Origin of the sequence: Novosphingobium sp., assembly GCF_030696665.1 — a bacterium.
Taxonomy (GTDB): Bacteria; Pseudomonadota; Alphaproteobacteria; order Sphingomonadales; family Sphingomonadaceae; genus Novosphingobium.
In genome coordinates, this window is the sequence record NZ_JAUYRV010000047.1 from 1 (window position 1) to 16,887 (window position 16,887).

The 16,887-nt window shown below is 62.8% G+C and carries 16 protein-coding genes and 2 pseudogenes; 13 read left to right on the forward strand and 5 right to left on the reverse strand.

Annotated features, from left to right (window positions below; all coding sequences use genetic code 11):
* Positions 1-139: 139 nt before the first annotated feature.
* From kdpB to Q8R81_RS15530, 4 genes and pseudogenes are all read right to left on the reverse strand, one after another.
* Positions 140-1,513, reverse strand: a pseudogene (gene kdpB, locus Q8R81_RS15515) (potassium-transporting ATPase subunit KdpB); the annotation flags it as partial.
* 14 nt (positions 1,514-1,527) lie between these two features.
* The gene (gene kdpA, locus Q8R81_RS15520) at positions 1,528-3,231 is read right to left on the reverse strand and encodes a potassium-transporting ATPase subunit KdpA (protein ID WP_305619429.1); all 1,704 of its coding nucleotides are present in this window, start codon (positions 3,229-3,231) and stop codon (positions 1,528-1,530) included.
* A 13-nt stretch (positions 3,232-3,244) separates the two neighbouring features.
* Entirely contained in the window at positions 3,245-3,334 is a 90-nt protein-coding gene (gene kdpF, locus Q8R81_RS15525) for a K(+)-transporting ATPase subunit F (RefSeq protein WP_305619430.1), read from the reverse strand.
* A 114-nt stretch (positions 3,335-3,448) separates the two neighbouring features.
* Entirely contained in the window at positions 3,449-3,727 is a 279-nt protein-coding gene (locus Q8R81_RS15530) for a hypothetical protein (RefSeq protein ID WP_305619431.1), read from the reverse strand.
* Positions 3,728-3,865: 138 nt separating this feature from the next.
* Between Q8R81_RS15530 and Q8R81_RS15535 the strand changes: the two are divergent.
* Positions 3,866-4,614, forward strand: a pseudogene (locus Q8R81_RS15535) (KUP/HAK/KT family potassium transporter); the annotation flags it as partial.
* A gap of 347 nt (positions 4,615-4,961) precedes the next feature.
* Here Q8R81_RS15535 and Q8R81_RS15540 read toward each other — a convergent pair.
* Positions 4,962-5,558, reverse strand: a complete 597-nt coding sequence (locus tag Q8R81_RS15540; protein ID WP_305619432.1) for a rubrerythrin family protein — start codon at positions 5,556-5,558, stop codon at positions 4,962-4,964.
* 82 nt (positions 5,559-5,640) lie between these two features.
* Between Q8R81_RS15540 and Q8R81_RS15545 the strand changes: the two genes are divergently transcribed.
* The 12 genes from Q8R81_RS15545 to Q8R81_RS15600 all read left to right on the forward strand — a co-directional run bounded on the left by Q8R81_RS15545 (position 5,641) and on the right by Q8R81_RS15600 (position 16,648).
* Positions 5,641-5,922 (forward strand): PepSY domain-containing protein, encoded by a 282-nt coding sequence (locus Q8R81_RS15545; RefSeq protein WP_305619433.1) that lies wholly within the window; start codon positions 5,641-5,643, stop codon positions 5,920-5,922.
* Positions 5,923-5,987: 65 nt separating this feature from the next.
* The gene (locus Q8R81_RS15550) at positions 5,988-6,527 is read left to right on the forward strand and encodes a cytochrome b/b6 domain-containing protein (RefSeq protein WP_305619443.1); all 540 of its coding nucleotides are present in this window, start codon (positions 5,988-5,990) and stop codon (positions 6,525-6,527) included.
* Positions 6,508-7,209: a response regulator transcription factor gene (locus Q8R81_RS15555; protein ID WP_305619434.1), complete on the forward strand. Its 702-nt coding sequence runs from the start codon at positions 6,508-6,510 to the stop codon at positions 7,207-7,209. The genes Q8R81_RS15550 and Q8R81_RS15555 overlap by 20 nt, the downstream gene beginning before the upstream one ends.
* Entirely contained in the window at positions 7,202-8,545 is a 1,344-nt protein-coding gene (locus Q8R81_RS15560; RefSeq protein WP_305619435.1) for a sensor histidine kinase KdpD, read from the forward strand. The genes Q8R81_RS15555 and Q8R81_RS15560 overlap by 8 nt, the downstream gene beginning before the upstream one ends.
* A gap of 60 nt (positions 8,546-8,605) precedes the next feature.
* Positions 8,606-9,340 carry a cytochrome b/b6 domain-containing protein gene (locus Q8R81_RS15565; RefSeq protein ID WP_305619436.1) on the forward strand — a complete coding sequence of 245 codons (735 nt, stop codon included), beginning with the start codon at positions 8,606-8,608 and terminating at the stop codon, positions 9,338-9,340.
* Positions 9,333-10,034: a VIT family protein gene (locus Q8R81_RS15570; RefSeq protein ID WP_305619437.1), complete on the forward strand. Its 702-nt coding sequence runs from the start codon at positions 9,333-9,335 to the stop codon at positions 10,032-10,034. Before Q8R81_RS15565 ends, Q8R81_RS15570 begins: the two co-directional genes overlap by 8 nt.
* Positions 10,031-11,245 (forward strand): 2Fe-2S iron-sulfur cluster-binding protein, encoded by a 1,215-nt coding sequence (locus Q8R81_RS15575; RefSeq protein WP_305619438.1) that lies wholly within the window; start codon positions 10,031-10,033, stop codon positions 11,243-11,245. The genes Q8R81_RS15570 and Q8R81_RS15575 overlap by 4 nt, the downstream gene beginning before the upstream one ends.
* Positions 11,242-11,829: a hypothetical protein gene (locus tag Q8R81_RS15580; protein ID WP_305619439.1), complete on the forward strand. Its 588-nt coding sequence runs from the start codon at positions 11,242-11,244 to the stop codon at positions 11,827-11,829. The genes Q8R81_RS15575 and Q8R81_RS15580 overlap by 4 nt, the downstream gene beginning before the upstream one ends.
* Positions 11,826-12,548 (forward strand): cytochrome c3 family protein, encoded by a 723-nt coding sequence (locus Q8R81_RS15585; protein WP_305619440.1) that lies wholly within the window; start codon positions 11,826-11,828, stop codon positions 12,546-12,548. Before Q8R81_RS15580 ends, Q8R81_RS15585 begins: the two co-directional genes overlap by 4 nt.
* The gene (locus Q8R81_RS15590) at positions 12,541-15,153 is read left to right on the forward strand and encodes a cation-translocating P-type ATPase (RefSeq protein WP_305619444.1); all 2,613 of its coding nucleotides are present in this window, start codon (positions 12,541-12,543) and stop codon (positions 15,151-15,153) included. The genes Q8R81_RS15585 and Q8R81_RS15590 overlap by 8 nt, the downstream gene beginning before the upstream one ends.
* On the forward strand, positions 15,153-16,250 hold the full coding sequence (locus Q8R81_RS15595; RefSeq protein ID WP_305619441.1) for an ArsO family NAD(P)H-dependent flavin-containing monooxygenase: 1,098 nt from the start codon (positions 15,153-15,155) through the stop codon (positions 16,248-16,250). The genes Q8R81_RS15590 and Q8R81_RS15595 overlap by 1 nt, the downstream gene beginning before the upstream one ends.
* Complete coding sequence (locus Q8R81_RS15600) at positions 16,247-16,648, forward strand: hypothetical protein (RefSeq protein ID WP_305619442.1); 402 nt, start codon at positions 16,247-16,249, stop codon at positions 16,646-16,648. Before Q8R81_RS15595 ends, Q8R81_RS15600 begins: the two co-directional genes overlap by 4 nt.
* Positions 16,649-16,887: the final 239 nt, after the last annotated feature.

Genomic DNA, 16,887 nt, shown 5'->3' on the forward strand with positions numbered 1-16,887 from the left:
TCGACGCGAACGACCCGATGGCCACCTACGACTTCACTTGGATATGGCGCGAACTTGGCATCGAGAACCTGCGCAAATAGTTCGCTACCCCTGACGTCGATGCCTACCGTGAATCCGTGTCCCTACAATGCACAGAGGCCATCACGGTGCGGATGCCCATGCGGCGCAGCTCGGCAAAGCGCGCGCGAACGCCGGCCTTGATCACGTCCTTCAGCGCAATCACGCCCAGCAGGCGGCCATCCTTGGCCACGGCCAGAGGCGTCTGTCCGGCGCGGGCAATCTCTTCCGATATGCGGCGAAGATCGGCGGCTTGCGCGCCTTGTGCGGCGTCAGGATTGGCGCGCAGGATCGCATCGACAGCCCCCTTCTGTACCAGTCCTGCACCACTCTGAACGCCTGAAATGCGGGTCTGCGCGGTGAAGGGAATGATCTGCGCATCTTCGGGCAAGGCCTGCATCGCAATCCCGTGCTTCTCGCGCGCCAGCACCACGACCGAGCGTCCTTCGGGCGTTTCGTCGGCAAGGCTGGCTATCATCGCCGCCTCTGCCAGGGTATTGATCGACACACCGGTCAGCACGCGGAAGTCACTTGCCTGCCGGTCGCCGATGGTGATCGTGCCGGTTTTGTCGAGCAGCAGCACATCCACGTCGCCCGCCGCCTCGACCGCCCGGCCCGATTTGGCCAGCACATTGAACCGCACGAGACGGTCCATCCCGGCAATGCCGATGGCTGAAAGCAGCGCGGCAATGGTCGTGGGGATCAGCGTGATCAGCAGCGCGGCCAGAATGGCCACCGGGATGCTGCCGCCCGCATAGCTGGCAAAGGCCGGAATCGTCGCCACGGCGATCAGAAAAATGATCGTGAGGCCTACCAGCAGAATTGTCAGCGCAATTTCATTGGGCGTCTTCTGGCGTTCCGCCCCTTCGACCAGCGCGATCATGCGGTCCAGAAAGCCCTGCCCCGGCTCCTGCGTCACGCGGACGCGGATCGAATCCGAGATGACGCGCGTGCCCGCAGTCACGGCCGACCGGTCACCGCCTGCTTCGCGGATCACAGGCGCGCTTTCGCCGGTGATGGCCGCTTCGTTGACCGAGGCGACGCCTGCAATCACTTCGCCGTCCGCCGGGATCAGATCACCGGTTTCGACCAGCACTTCATCCCCGCGCCGCAACTGCGAAGCCGGAACCGTGCGGCCATCTAGCAGCTTGGCCGAAAGCTCGCTCTTGGTCGCGCGCAGCGATGCCGCCTGCGCTCGCCCGCGCCCTTCGGCCAGCGCTTCGGCAAAGGTGCCGAACAGCACGGTCAGCCACAGCCAGACGATCAGCTGCACTTGAAAGCCCAATGGCAGCGGTTCAGCGCCGATCGCCAACAGCACGGTAAGCAGCAGCGCTACCACAGCCGTGGTAAACAGCACCGGGTTTTTCACCAGTGCTCCGGGATGAAGCTTGCGGAAAGCATCACGGCAGGCGGGCAGAACCAGCGCAGCCGAAAACATCGAGGTAGGTGTGCTCATGGCAACAGCCCTTTTTAGAATTGCTGGCCGGAGATCATCGCAAGATGATCGGCAATGGGCCCCAGCGCGAGGCTGGGCAGGAACGTGAGGCCGCCTACGATCAGGATGATGCCGACCAGCAGGCCAATCCATAGCGGGCCGGTGGTCGGGAACGAGCCTGCGGATTCAGGTACATGCCTCTTGGCGGCCAGACTGCCCGCAATCGCCAGGGCAGGCACGATCATGAAGAAGCGCCCGATCCACATCGCGATGCCCAGCAGCGCATTGTAGAACGGCGTACCCGCGGTCAGCCCGGCAAAGGCAGAGCCGTTGTTTCCCGCAGCCGAGGAAAACGCATAGAGAATTTCCGAAAAGCCATGTGGCCCCTTGTTCAACGGGCCGGCCAGCCCGGCAGGCAGCACGCTGGCAATCGCGGTAAATCCAAGGATGCACAGCGGCAGAACCGCAATGGCCAGTACCGCCAGCTTCACTTCGCGGGATTCGATCTTCTTGCCCACATACTCAGGCGTGCGGCCAACCATCAGCCCGGCGATGAACACAGCCAGCAGCGCGAACAACAAAAAGCCATAGATGCCCGCCCCAACGCCGCCGACGATCACTTCGCCCAGTTGCATGTTGAACATCGGGATCATGCCGCCCAGCGCGGTAAAGCTGTCGTGCATGGCGTTCACCGCACCACATGATGCAGCGGTGGTAACGATCGAGAATAGCGCGCTGGCCGCAATGCCGAAGCGGACTTCCTTGCCTTCCATGTTGCCACCGGCAACGCCCAGTTGGTGCAGGACCGGATTGCCCGCTGCTTCCTGCCAGTAGGTGACGGCCACGCCTGCCACGAAAAGCACCATCATGGCAGACAGGATCGCCCAGCCTTGGCGGGTATTGCCCACGGCCTTACCGAAGCAATAGGGCAAGCCAGCACCGATCGCGAAGATCGACAGCATCTGCACGAGATTGGTCAGCGCCGTCGGGTTTTCGAACGGGTGCGCGCTGTTGGCGTTGAAGAAGCCGCCACCATTGGTGCCGAGCATCTTGATCGCTTCCTGGCTCGCCACCGGGCCAAGCGCGATCGTCTGCGTGATGCCTTCCAGCGTGGTCGCATCGATGCTGGTCGCCAAAGTCTGCGGCACTCCGCTCGCCACCAGAAACAGCGCATAGATCACGCAGACGGGCAACAACAGGTACAACGTCACGCGCGTGCAATCGGCCCAGAAGTTGCCGATCGTGCCGGTCTCGCGCCGCGCAAAACCGCGAAACAGCGCAAAGGCCACCGCGATGCCGGTGGCGGCAGACAGGAAGTTGTGGATCGTCAGGCCCAGCATCTGGCTCAGGTTGCTCAGCGTGCTTTCGCCGCCATACCATTGCCAGTTGGTGTTGGTGACAAAGGCTATCGCGGTATTCATCGCACCATCGCTGCCCACACCGGCCAGCCCGCGCGGATTCATCGCCAGGACATCCTGCAGGCGCAGCAGTCCATATGTGAACAGTGTCAGCACAACCTGAAACACCAGCATGTGCAGAGCATAGGCGCGCCACGAATGTTCGGTTTCAGGGTTGATCCCGGCAAGGCGATAGAAGCCGCGCTCCACCGGCGCGATCACGCGATGCATGATCGTGCGGCGGCCTTCGTATAGCGCAAACAGGTAGGTTCCGACCGGCTTTGCCAAGGCAATCGTCAGTCCGGTAAACAGGAGGATGAGCGTCCAGCCCTCAATCGTCATGGCGCGTCTCCGATCAAAACCGTTCGGGCCGCACGAGGACGGCCACGAGATAGATGAGCAGGCCTGCAGCGGTCAGCCCGGCGAGCAGAAGGGGAATAGTCATGAGACTTCCTCAGGCTTTTTCACACAGCCGCACAAAGGCGAGCGTGACAACGAAGAGCACGCCCAAGAGGGCGAGCCACGCGAGATCCGGCATCGGATGAGTCCTTTCAACAAATCAGGAAATCAGGCTGCGGGGAGGTATCGGGACCCAGCGGAACAGGCCCGGCCCTTCTATCGTGAAGCCAAGGCCACAGGTCAGCGCCACAAACGCCACTGCGCACAGGCCGAATTCCGCCACCGTGGCTTCATGCGAAGGTGGCGAGTTGACCATATGGTGGACCAGCAGCAGCAGCTTGCCGCATCCCGCCAACAGCACGATACCGAACGTTCTCAGCCCGATTTCGGCCGGCCAGTACCGCTCGCCCTTCTGCAAGCGTTCAAAAACCGATGACATTTCAAGCGCTCCCGCAGAAATTGCGGACAGACCCCTGCGCCTTCAAAGCGTTAAGATTCCACGGGGAATTTGCCCGCTCGCATAAAGATTCCGTAAAGCTCGTGGCGATTTCGCGCGCGCGCGCATAGGCGAGGCAGCATGAGCACCGTACCAACCTCGTCCGCCAGCATTCCCGATCATGCAAGCGATCATGGGGAGAGCCTACCCGCACTGGCGCTCGGAGCGATCGGCGTGGTGTTCGGCGATGTCGGCACCTCGCCGCTCTATGGGCTGAAGGAAAGCTTCATCGGGCATCACCCGCTCACCGTGGATGCGCCGCACATCTTCGGGGTCATCTCGCTAATCTTCTGGACGATGACTCTGATTGTAACAATCAAGTAGTCTTCGTGATCCTGCGGGCCGACAACAAGGGTGAGGGTGGAAGCCTAGCCTTGCTGGCGTTGATCGGGCGCAAGTTGGGTGAAAGTCGCTGGACGCCCGCCGTCGTCATGCTGGGCGTGATCGCCACAGCGCTGTTTTATGGCTATGCGATCATCACGCCGGCTATCTCGGTGCCGTCGGCTGTGGAGGGTTTGACGACGGTCAATCCTAGCCTTGGCCGCTTTGTCCTGCCTATCTCGATCGGGATGCTCGTGGGCCTGTTTGCCATACAATCGCGCGGCACTGCGGCCATGGGCAAGCTGTTCGGCCCGATTATCCTCGTCTATTTTGCCGTGCTTGCCACTTTGGGCGTGACGAACATCCTTGCCGCGCCGCAAGTGCTCAAGGCGCTGAGCCCGCATTACGCGGTCGCGTTCTTCCTGCTTGATCCGAAGCTGGCGTTTCTGGCCTTGGGTTCCGTGGTGCTGGCCGTGACCGGGGCGGAAGCGCTCTATGCTGATATGGGGCTCAATCAACAGCTGCCACGGCGCAAAGTGTAATGATCGACACAATGCTGTGGCCAGTAACCCGAAGAACGGCTCGTGAGCTTGGTTACCCGCTATCTCGATCTCCAATACCTACGATCCGATACACCTTGATGTACGGCAGTACACGATAGCAGTCTCAACAGCTCCTTAATACTCAGCGGTATGCATATCGGGGTCGTCGTCGCCTTTTATGACGCCTTGCCGATGTCATCCTTCCTTTGCTCAAGATGATTACCGCGCCTGTAATTGCACGATAATCATCTTTGGAGCCCTCGGCCAAGGCACAAGCGTCGGCCCCCGAATTGCTGGCTCAGCAACCTACCAGCTTATTCATCAGCCAATTTTGCAAGTGCCGCTTTGTAGGCGTCGAAATGCGTGCCTTCGTCGACGGCAATCTGACGAAACATTGCCGCGACCTTTACGTCGCCGTCGGCTTCGGCCTGCTTGGCGAAGTTCACGTACATGGTGATATTCTCGTAATGTTCGCCCGCCATCGCGTCCTCGAGATTGGCACTGTTAGCGCCGCCAAGTTGCAGCGCCTGGGCTTCCCGATCGAAATGCTCGTTCGCCTCGATATTGGCCGATGCGCGGAACAGCTTCGCGAGCGCAGGTTTACCTGCCGCTTCGGCCTGATCGGCGAAGCGCAGATATTTGAGATTAGCATAAGCCTCGCCGTGCATCGCGGCCTCGAGATTGGCGCGCGTTTGGGCAGACAGCGGTTTCGCCTCAGGCAGTGCCGCAACCGCGCTGGTCGACAATAGGACGGCTACGCTCATGGCGGCTGAAAACAGAGTGCGATTCATGATCTTTTCTCCGGTATGCGCCGGCAGCGGCGACGGCCGATCATTGGAATAAGGTCCTGACGCACTGCTGACGATGCGGTCAGAAATTTGGAAACCCGCGAGGGCCAGTTTTTTTGGCATCGGTCAGCTTTTCGTCAGTTGCCAAGCGCAGTTCGAAAGGGACGCGGCAAGCCACCCCGCCTGATTACAAAGGATTGCCCCCATGAAACGCTCCACACTCCTCAAGCTCGCTATCGCCGCGTCAGCGCTGTCGGTTGCCTCCATCGCCAGCGCCGCCCCCGTCTGCACCAAGCTGCCTCCTGCCAAATGGCTGAGCCAGGCTCAGATGAAGGCGAAGATCGCCAAGATGGGCTATCGTGACATCAAGGTCTTTCAGGTCTCGGGCAGTTGCTACGAAATCTATGCCCACACCAAGGACGGCAAGCGCGCCGAGGTGTATTTCAATCCGGTGACCGGTGCGGTCGTCCAGAACAACGTCGACTGATCGTGGCCGCGACTGCCCCCGTCGCCGTTACGCCCAACCCTGGCCCGGTCCCCCGCCGGGTCAGGGTGTGGGACCCTATTGTCCGCATTTTTCATTGGACCGTTGCGAGCGGCGTCATCGCCAACTTGACGTTTTTGCGGCACGAGGAAAATCCGCACATCTATGTCGGCTATGTCGTGGTGACAGCGCTCGTCGTCCGTCTCATCTGGGGTCTTGCCGCGCGGAACCACGCCCGCTTCGCCGGTTTTGTACCTAGTCCAAGCGGTCTCATCATCTATTTCAAGGCGATGCTCGGCAATCGCGAACCACGCTACCTCGGACATAACCCTGCCGGTGCGGCCATGATCGTGCTGTTACTGGTCCTGCTGGCGGCTGTCGGCACGACGGGGTGGATGATGGGCCTTGACGCCTTATGGGGCGTGTCGTGGGTCGAGACGCTGCACGAAATATCTGCCAACGTTCTGATCGGTGCCGTCGCACTCCACGTCATTGGTGCGATCGTCGAAAGCATCCGCCACCATGAGAATCTGCCGCTGGCAATGATTACCGGCTACAAGCGGGCGGCAGAAGGGACGGACATCGACAATGCGCCTATTGCTGGTTGAAGATAATACGCGCCTTGCGGGCCTAATCCGCGAAGGTCTGGACCGTCAGGGCTTTGCGGTCGACTGGTGCGAGACTGTCGCTGGTGCGGCGCATGCGCTGAAGATCAATGAATATGATCTGCTGTTGCTCGATCTCGGGCTGCCCGATGGCGAGGGTCTCGATCTCGTTCGCGGGCTGCGGCGACGGCAGGATATGATGCCGATTCTGATCCTGACCGCGCGCGGCGGTCTTGATGACCGCGTGCTGGGGCTCGATGCGGGAGCCGACGATTATCTGGTCAAGCCGTTCCAGATTCCCGAACTTGCCGCACGCTGTCGCGCGCTGCTCCGTCGCCCCGGCGCGTCGCTCGGCACCGAACTGAACGTTGGCAACGTCATGCTCCATTCGGCCGAGCGCAGTGTGGCAGTTGCCGGGCTGGCCATTGAGGCAACCCCCCGCGAAGTCGATCTGCTCGAATGCTTGTTACGGCGCGCCGGGCATGTCGTCGCGAAGCCCGCGCTAGAGAGCGCGCTGTATTCGATGGATGCCGAAGTTACGCCCAATGCGCTGGAGGCGTGTATGTCCAGATTGCGCAAGCGACTGAGCGCCGCAGGAGCCGATGTGCAAATCCGGACCGTCCACGGCGTCGGCTATGCACTGTTCGCACCCGTCACCGTCTATGACGCCACCGCGAATGGATAGAGCAGGCAACAGCAAGAAGGGACCGGCGGGCCCCACACTGTTCCGGCAAATTGCGATACGGCTGGCTGCCTTTACGCTGCTGTTCGCATTGCTCGACGTCGCCATCGTCGTTTTCACGTATAGCAGCCAGCCCGAATCGCTGGCGCAGGAGCTGCTGACGCTCGAAGCGAGCAAGGCAGCAAATGGGACAACCCTAGCGCCCGATCTGCTGGCCGGGCCGCCGGGGGCGGAGCACTGGTCTGCCCGTTACATCGAGCCGGAAGTGGATGGGCCTGCAACAGCGCCACACCGCGCGAGTACCACCCCGGGGGTCTTGATGGACTGGACGCGAAGAGAACGCGTTGCCGGCGGTTACCGCATTTCGGGTGTGCGGTCGGTCATTCAGGAGGGACAGCAACGCTGGCTGTTCATGCAGTTCGAAGGCGACGGCATCCGCCCCTATGTGCCGGTGATCGTCAATGAGATCGTCCAGCATGTCCTGCTGCCGCTGATCCCGTTGTCGCTCCTCTTGTTGCTGTTCAACATTTTCGCGGTCCGCCAGGTCCTGCGACCGCTGAAGCGTGCAGAGGCCGAAGTAGATGCGCTCGATCCTGACAACGGGCTGCTACGCCTGTCGGTTGCGCCCGAACCGCGCGAGGTCAACACGCTGGTCCGCGCCGTCAACCGCGCGCTCACCCGGCTGGACGAGACGATGGCAATCCTTCGGGGCTTTACGGCCAACGCCGCCCACGAACTGCGCACACCGCTGTCGATCATGCAGCTGTCGCTCGACAAATTGCCGCCGAGCCAATTGCGCGCCGAACTTCAAGCAGACACTCAGCACATGACCCGGCTCGTTGACCAGATGCTCGATCTCGCGCAGGCGGACGCGATGGCGGGGGAACCTGATACGCCGGTTGATCTGGCCGATATCGGTCGGGACATCGTTGCCGCCATGGCACCCAAGGTGTTCGAAGCCCACCGCGATCTGCGCTTCGAGTGCATTGGTGATACGAGGGCACTGGGCCATGGCGAGGCGATCTACCGCATCTATCGCAATCTGATCGACAACGCGCTGTCTCACGCGCCCGGAACGACGCCGATCGAGGTAACCGCTGGCCCTGGACCGCAGATCAGCGTCCGGGACCATGGTACCGGAATCGCTGACGAGGATATGCCCCACATCTTCGAGCGATTCTGGCGAAAGGATCGGCGCAAGACTGATGGCGCGGGGCTGGGGCTTGGGATCGTCCAGCGGCTCGCACAGGCGCATGGAGGAGCGATCACGGTCGAAAACCCGCCCGGCGGCGGAGCACTATTTCGTGTCACCTTCGCGGCGGCCCCGTCGGACAGATAAAGCCGCCCGTCAGGTCTTTGTCAGAAGTATGGTCGATGGGTAGCCGCAATGGAGGTGACCATGCCCGACACTGCGCATTCCGCTGCCGCTTTCCCTGCAACGTCTAGAGCCAAACAAATCCGTGTGTGGGATTTGCCAGTGCGGCTGTTCCACTGGCTCCTGGTCGTCACGATCTTGATCGCTTTCCTGTCCTCAGAAGAGGAAAGCGCGCTCGCGCCTTGGCATATCCCCGCCGGTTGGATTACCGCTGTCCTCATCGCGTTTCGGCTAGTCTGGGGTTTTGTAGGCGGCGAGCATGCACGCTTTGCCGATTTCCTCAAACCCGGTCGGATCGGCCATCATCTTGCCAGCCTGTTCTCGGGTAAGCCCGAGCGCTCGATCGGGCATAATGCATTAGGCGGCGTAGCGATCATCGCTCTGCTCGGGACAGTCGCTGGCATCATCTACACCGGCGCGACGATGCAGGGCGATGCTGGCGAGGAGCTCCACGAAACACTCGGCAACATCCTGCTCGGCCTGATCGCGCTTCATGTCATTGCGGTGATCGCGATGTCGGTGCTGACCAAAGACAATCTGATCAGGGCATTCGTCACGGGACGAAAGCGTGCTGACCAACATCCCGGCATCAGCGATGCGCGCCCGCCCGCTAGCGTGGCGATCCCCATCGCGGCGGTCGCGATGGGGAGTGCCGCATACGGTATCACGTTGATCGATCCAGTCGCCTTTGTCCCCGGGGCGCATGCCGAGGCCGGTGAGGCTGGCGGTGGCGAGGCGGGCGAAGACGGCGATGACTAGACTGGCCATCCACCGCGAACGTCATCTCGTCTCACGCATCGGCTGGCTTCGGGCAGCGGTGCTCGGCGCGAATGACGGCATCGTCTCGACCGCTAGCCTTATCATCGGGGTCGCGGCGGCGGCCTCGAAGCCCGGCGACATTCTGGTTGCAGGGGCCGCGGGGCTGGTCGCGGGCGCAATGTCGATGGCAGCGGGCGAATATGTCTCGGTTAGTTCGCAATCGGATACCGAGCAGGCTGATCTAGCGCGCGAGCGCGCCGAGCTGGCCGATGATGTCGATGCCGAAGTCGCGGAACTTGCTGGCATCTACATCAAGCGTGGTGTGGATCCGGCGATAGCTGACACCGTGGCCCGGCAACTCATGGCCAAGGACGCGCTGGCGGCGCACGCGCATGACGAGCTCGGCATTTCCGAGATGACGACCGCCCGCCCCATTCAAGCGGCGCTCACTTCGGCGGCGACCTTCACAGCTGGCGCAGCCCTGCCGCTCGCGATCGTGTTCGCGGCCCCCTCCAACTGGCTGGTCGCCATCGTCGCCACCGCATCGCTGCTGTTCCTCGCTCTGCTCGGCGGCGTTGGCGCGCGCGCAGGCGGTGCGCCGGTCGCCGCCGCGACGATCCGTGTGACCTTCTGGGGCGCGCTGGCGATGGCGCTGACGGCGGGGATCGGGATGCTGGTCGGCACCGCGGTATGACGGCACTCGAACTTCTAGGGCTAATTAGCGCGGTGCTGCTGGTGCAGATCGTCGCGGCGATCACCTATGTCGTGCTTCGGCCAAAGCCAGCGCCGCCCGAGGCAGTCCCGGTTCGAGCGGCTCCGAATGCAGCCTGGCCGGGACTGCGCGCCTTTCGCGTGCGCATGCGGGAGGATGAGGACGACGCCCTCACCCAGACGTCCTTCTATCTCGAGCCTGTCGATGGCCAACCGCTGCCGCCCTATCGCGGAGGGCAGTTCCTGACCTTTCAGTTCGATCTGCCCGACGCCGGGGGCAGTGTGCGCCCGGTGACGCGCTGCTATTCGCTGTCGGACAGGCCCGACCGACAAGCCTATCGCATCACGGTCAAGCGCATACTCTCCCCGCCCGACCGGCCCTATCTGCCGCCGGGGCTAGTTTCGAACTACCTCCACCAACACGTCAAGCCCGGCGCGATCCTTCAGGTGCGGGCACCCGCCGGTGCCTTTATGCTTGCGGACGATGCCGCCATCCCGACGGTCCTGATCGCTGGCGGGATCGGCATCACGCCGCTCTTCGCGATGGCACGCGCGGCACTCGCAGAGCAGCCCGATCGCGCCTTTCATCTGTTCTACGGCGTCCGCGACAGCCGGGATCTGGTGTTCGAGGCCGATCTGATCGCGCTCGCCGAGCACCACCCCAACTTCCACCTGACCATCGTCCAGAGCGCTCCACTCTCGACCGAAGTTAAAGCCGATCGCTTCCACGAGACTGGCTTTGTGGACACTGCCCTGCTTCGGCGCATTTTGCCGCACGGCCAGCATCACTTCTACGTTTGCGGTCCGCCGCCGATGATGGCGAGCCTCGTCCCTGCACTGCGCGACTGGGGCGTCGCGCGGGATGCCGTGCATTACGAAGCCTTTGGCCCGGCGTCGATCGAGTCTGCGGAGGACATCGAAGCGATCCCGCTCGACACGCCATTGGCGGTGCAGTTCGCGCAAGCCAAACGCACGCTCGACTGGACCGGCGCGGACACCAACCTGCTCGACTTCGCCGAACGCACTGGCGTGGCGATCCCATCCGGTTGCCGATCGGGCAGTTGCGGCACCTGCGAAACGGCGATCATCTCCGGCACGGTGCGCTACGCCCAGCCGCCGTCATTCGACATCTCCGAGGGTCGGTGCCTGCCCTGCGTCGCCGTGCCGACCAGCGATCTGGTGCTGGCGGCATGAGTGGTCTCCGCACAAGCCTGATCAGCCGTGAGGTCATCCCCTTCTATCTTTCGCTGGCAGCGCTGGGCGGCGCGGCACTGGCAATCGATGCGGCCCTCCACCTCGCCAATATTGTCTGGGTCGGACGGTATCTGGGCATTCCCGGGGTGGTGCTGATCCTGGCGTCGTCGGGCTATTCGATGCGCAAGCGCAAACTGATCCGTTCGGGCAAGCCCGCCAGCCTGCTGCGCTGGCATGAGCGGCTCGCCTGGGCGGGATCGCTGCTGATCCTCGTCCATGCCGGCATCCATTTCAACGCAATCCTGGCGTGGCTGGCGGTATGGGCTATGCTCATCAACATCGCGAGCGGTCTGACCGGCAAATATCTGCTCGGCCGGTCGCGCACCCGACTGGAGGCGACGCGGACGCAGCTTCGCGCGCAGGGACTGTCGGCCGAGGCGCTCGAAGAGAAGACCTACTGGGACAGCCTGACCTTCGACGTCGTCAAGGCATGGCGCGTCGTCCACCTGCCGATCACGCTGGCGTTTGGCGTTCTGGCGCTTGCGCATATCATCTCGGCCTTGTTGTTCTGGGGGTGGCGATGATCCGTCGTTGGGCCTTGTGGCTGATCGTCCTCAACCTGTGCGGCCTGATCGCGCTTACCTTTGCATGGCCGCATCTGATGGTCGCGCCGGGGCCGCTGATCCCCGCGCATAAGGCGATCGCCGGCGATTGCTTCGCATGCCATGCGCCGTTCACAGGCGTATCTGCCAATCGCTGCACCGCCTGCCACAAGCTGCCCGATATCGGCATTCGCACGACGACTGGCGCGCCGATTGGGCGCAAGGCCAATGCCATTGCCTTCCACCAATCGCTGACTCAGGCAAACTGCACCGCCTGCCACAGCGATCATAGCGGCCCACGGTTGGTAGCTGCATCGCAGCGAAGCTTCGCCCACACGCTGCTCAAGCCCGAGCTGCGCGGCCAGTGCGCCACCTGCCACCGCGCGCCGCCCACCGCAATGCACGCGCAATCGGGCAAGAACTGCGCCGCCTGTCACAGCCAGACCGCCTGGAAGCCAGCGACATTCGACCATAGCCGCTTCTTCGCGCTCACTGGTCCACACAAGACAAGCTGCTCGACCTGCCACACAGGTGGCGACACCAGCCGGTACACCTGTTTCAGCTGCCACGAGCACCAGCCTGCGCAGATCCGTGCCGAACATGCCGAGGAAGGCATCCGCAACATCGAGAACTGTGCGCGCTGTCACCGCAGCGGCTCTGGTGAAGGGGGCGAAGGGCGCGAAGGCGGTGACGATGATTGATCCCGGCAAATTCAAAGGCCTGACGGCTGTAGCTGCTAGCGAGCGGCTTGTAGCGGACGGCCCCAACGAGCTGCCACGCACGGGACGACGATCCGCCCTGCGGATCGTGCTGGAAGTGTTGCGGGAGCCGATGCTCACACTGCTCCTGGTTGGGGGTATTGCATATCTGTTGCTCGGCGACCTGACCGAGGCGTTGATCCTGCTCGGCTTTGCGACCTTCTCTGTCGCCGTGACCGTGATCCAAGAGACGCGCACCGAACACGTGCTGGAGGCTCTGCGCGACCTCTCCAGTCCGCGAGCACTGGTCATCAGGGATGGTGCCCGCGTTCGCGTGCCTGGCCGGGAGGTTGTCCGGGATGACCTGCTGGTGCTGGAACAGGGCGACCGGATCGCCGCCGACGCCGTGCTGGTTGACGCGAACGATCTGCAGACTGACGAGTCGCTGTTGACCGGCGAGTCGCTCCCGGTTGGCAAGATCGTCGCAGATGCCGGCGACGGCACGCATCGCCCCGGCGGCGACGGCCAGCCTTTTGTTTATGCAGGGTCGCTTGTGGCGCGCGGCAGCGGCATTGCGCGGGTGCTGGCGACCGGCCCGCACAGCGAAATCGGCCGGATCGGCCAATCATTGGCAACGCTCGACACCGAGGCTCCTCGATTGCGCCGCGAGACGACCCGGATCGTCACGTCGTGCGCGATTGGCGGCGGCGCAATCGCACTACTGGTCGTGCTGCTTTACGGCCTGTTGCGCGGCGGCTGGATCGAAGCGGTTCTCGCCGGGATCGCGATCGGCATGTCGATGTTGCCCGAGGAATTTCCCGTCGTGCTGACGGTGTTCCTCGCGATGGGTGCCTGGCGGATTGGCAAGGTCGGCGTGCTGACTCGTCGTGCCGCAGCGATCGAGACGCTGGGGTCCGCGACGGTGTTGTGCACGGATAAGACCGGCACGTTGACCGAAAACCGGATGTCCCTGGCTGAGCTATGGCTGCCATCGGGCGTTACCCTGACGCTTAAGCCAGATGCTGTGGTGCCTGATGCCTATCACAGCGTGATCGCAACGGCGGCGCGTGCCAGCGCAGTCGCACCAAGCGACTCGATGGAAATCGCTCTGCATGAAGCGCGCACTGCCGTCCCGGCCATTTCGCCGCCTGCAGGCATTCTCGCACATACTTATGCGCTCAGACCCGCTTTGCTCGCCATGTCGAACATCTGGGATGACGGCGGCACGCTGACGATCGCCGCCAAGGGCGCGCCAGAAGCGATTGCCAGCCTCTGCCATCTCGCACCCGAAGCGCTCGCGGCGATGACTGACGCTGTTGAGGTGATGGCTGGGCGCGGTATCCGCGTGCTCGCGGTAGCGACCGCAACGCCGATGAACCGGGATTGGGCAGAATCGCAAAATGATTACGCCTACACGCTCGCCGGATTGGTTGGCCTAGCCGACCCTCTCCGCCCAAGTGTTGTCGCCGCCATCGCCGAATGCCGCAGCGCAGGCATTCGCGTCGTGATGATCACGGGCGATTACGCCGCCACCGCGCGGTCGATCGCCACCCAGGCGGGGATCGCGGAGGGCGACGTGCTAACCGGCGCCGACCTCGCCGCGCTGGACGACGCCCAGCTTGCCGAACGGCTGAAGACCGTCACCGTCTTCGCCCGCATCATGCCCGAACAAAAGCTGCGCATTGTCCAGGCGTTCAAGGTTGGCGGCGAGATCGTCGCGATGACCGGCGACGGCGTCAACGACGCGCCTTCGCTCAAGGCAGCGCATATCGGCATCGCGATGGGCAAGCGCGGCACCGATGTCGCGCGCGAGGCATCCGCTATGGTGCTGCTCGATGACGATTTTGGATCGATCGTGCAGTCGGTCCGGCTCGGGCGGCGAATCTATGACAATATCCGCAAGGCGATGGCGTTCATCTTCGCGGTGCATGTGCCGATCGCCGGGCTGGCACTGCTGCCCTTGTTCTTCGGACTACCGATCCTGTTCGGCCCGATCCATATAGCCTTGCTGGAAATGGTCATCGACCCCGTCTGTGCGCTCGTGTTCGAGGCCGAACGCGACGAGGACGACATCATGCAGCGGCGGCCACGCGATCCGGGCGAAGACTTGTTCTCATTGCCGATGATCGTCTGGAGTGTGTTTCAGGGGGGTGCTGCATTTGCGATGCTGACGGCGGTGTTCTTCATCGAAACATGGGGCGGCATGCCCGAGGCAGAACTTCGCGCGCTGATTTTCTTCGCGCTGATCGCCCAGATCGTTGCGCTGATCCTGGTCAATCGCTCGTTCAGCGCATCGCTCGGCGAGGCGCTTGTCCGCCATAACGCGGCCTTGCGCTATGTCATCTTGGCCATCGCCGGTGTCACCGCCTTGATCCTCTTCCTCCCGCAGGCGCAGGCCTTGCTGAAGTTCGGGTCGATCCGCTTGGTAGACATGGTCCTTGCGATCGGACTGGGCCTTGTTCTTCTGATCGTTCTTGAAGCATGCAAGTCAACCGTCCGGCGGCTTACAACCCGCGCACCGGCACCCGGCATCCTTATCGACAGCGAGGTGGTTCCTCCCGGTGGCCTGCCCAAGGTCGATAATCTTCACCGCCGAATTCAAGCCTGATGGTCGCTTCGCACGACATCGTCGTCATCGGCGGCGGCCAGATGGGATTGTCGCTTGGCTATTATCTACGCCGCGCGGGGGCTGATTTCCTGATTCTCGACGCCGAGGCCGGCCCAGGCGGGGCTTGGCGGCATGGCTGGGATTCGCTGCGCCTGTTCTCGCCCGCGGGATACAGCTCGCTGCCAGGATGGCTGATGCCGACGCCCGCACACGAAGGCTATCCCACGCGTGATGACGTCCTGGACTATCTCAGCCGGTATGAAGCCCGCTACGACTTCCCCATCAATCGTCCGGTCCAAGTGACAGCGATAGAACGCGCCGACGATCGCCTGGAAATTTTGACTGATAGGGGGCAATTTGCCGCACGGACGGTCGTAAGCGCTACCGGCACCTGGTCGCATCCCTATATCCCTGAGATAGAGGGGCGCGATCTCTTCAAGGGCGTGCAGGTCCATTCCGCCCACTATCTCCGGCCCGAAGAATATAGCGGGCAAACAGTGCTGGTTGTCGGCGGCGGCAACAGCGGCGCGCAGATAGTGGCGGAGCTTGCCCCCATGGCGCGCACCCTGTGGGTAACAAATCATGATCCCTTGTTCCTACCCGATGAGGTAGATGGCCGCGTCCTGTTCGAACGTGCGGTTGCGCGGATGAAGGCAGGGCCAAGCGAAACGGCAGTGGGCGGCATCGGTGACATCGTCATGGTTCCTCCGGTCCGTGAAGCACGCGCGCGGGGAGACCTGGGCTCGGTTCGTCCCTTCGAACGCATAACGGCCGGTGGCGTCGTCTGGCCGGATGGTTCGGAGATGGCGGTCGATTCCATCATCTGGTGCACCGGGTTCCGGCCTGCACTGGATTACCTAAAATCCCTTGGTGTGGTCGAGAGCGATGCCAGAGTGCTGGTCGATGGCCAGAGATCGCTCGATGAACCGCATCTGTGGCTCGCGGGATATGGCGATTGGTGCGGTCCGGGGTCTGCCACCCTGATGGGAGCGGCAAGAACCGCGCGCGACCTGGCGACGTTGGTTTTGAAGGAAGTCTCGACTGGCGACACCCCCTCACCTGTGCATATTCCACCGAGCCGAGCCAAGCCGCTATGAAACGCGCGTTGATCGCGGCCACCGCCTATTTTCTGGCGCTGTTCGCGCTGGGCTTCGCCCTTGGCACAATGCGGGTACTGTTCGCCGCGCCGCGCATCGGGCCACTCGGTGCGACGTTATTGGAAGTGCCGGTAATGCTGGCTGCGGCGTTTTTCGCTTGCCGCTGGACGGTAGGGCGTTGGCAAGTGCCGACAGCCTTGGCTGTGCGCGGGGCGATGGCGCTGTGGTTTCTTGTGTTGCTTGCGCTGCTCGAGACGCTGGTCGGTATTGTCCTGTTCGGACAGACGCTGGCCGGAACATGGGTGGGTCTGGCCACGCCCGCCGGCCAATTTGGCGTGAGCGCGCAGATTATCACTGCGGTGCTGCCGCTGGTCGTCGGCAGGAACGAGCGGCGATGATGCGAAGTGTGAGCTTTGGCGATCTTCCCGTTCGCACATCGGGATCGACCGCTTTCGGCGGGACAGGACGTTTGCGCAGCTAAAAGCGAACGTCGCAATCTGCGAAGGGTTTCGGGCGCTTGCGTACGAAAGCCTCCAGTGCAGGAACCCGCGGGCCCCACGCGCTGGTCTATGGGTAAAGCGGCTTTGGGATGGTTCTGGAGGGTAAGCGCTGCCGCTGCGGAAGTGCAGCTGCCGGC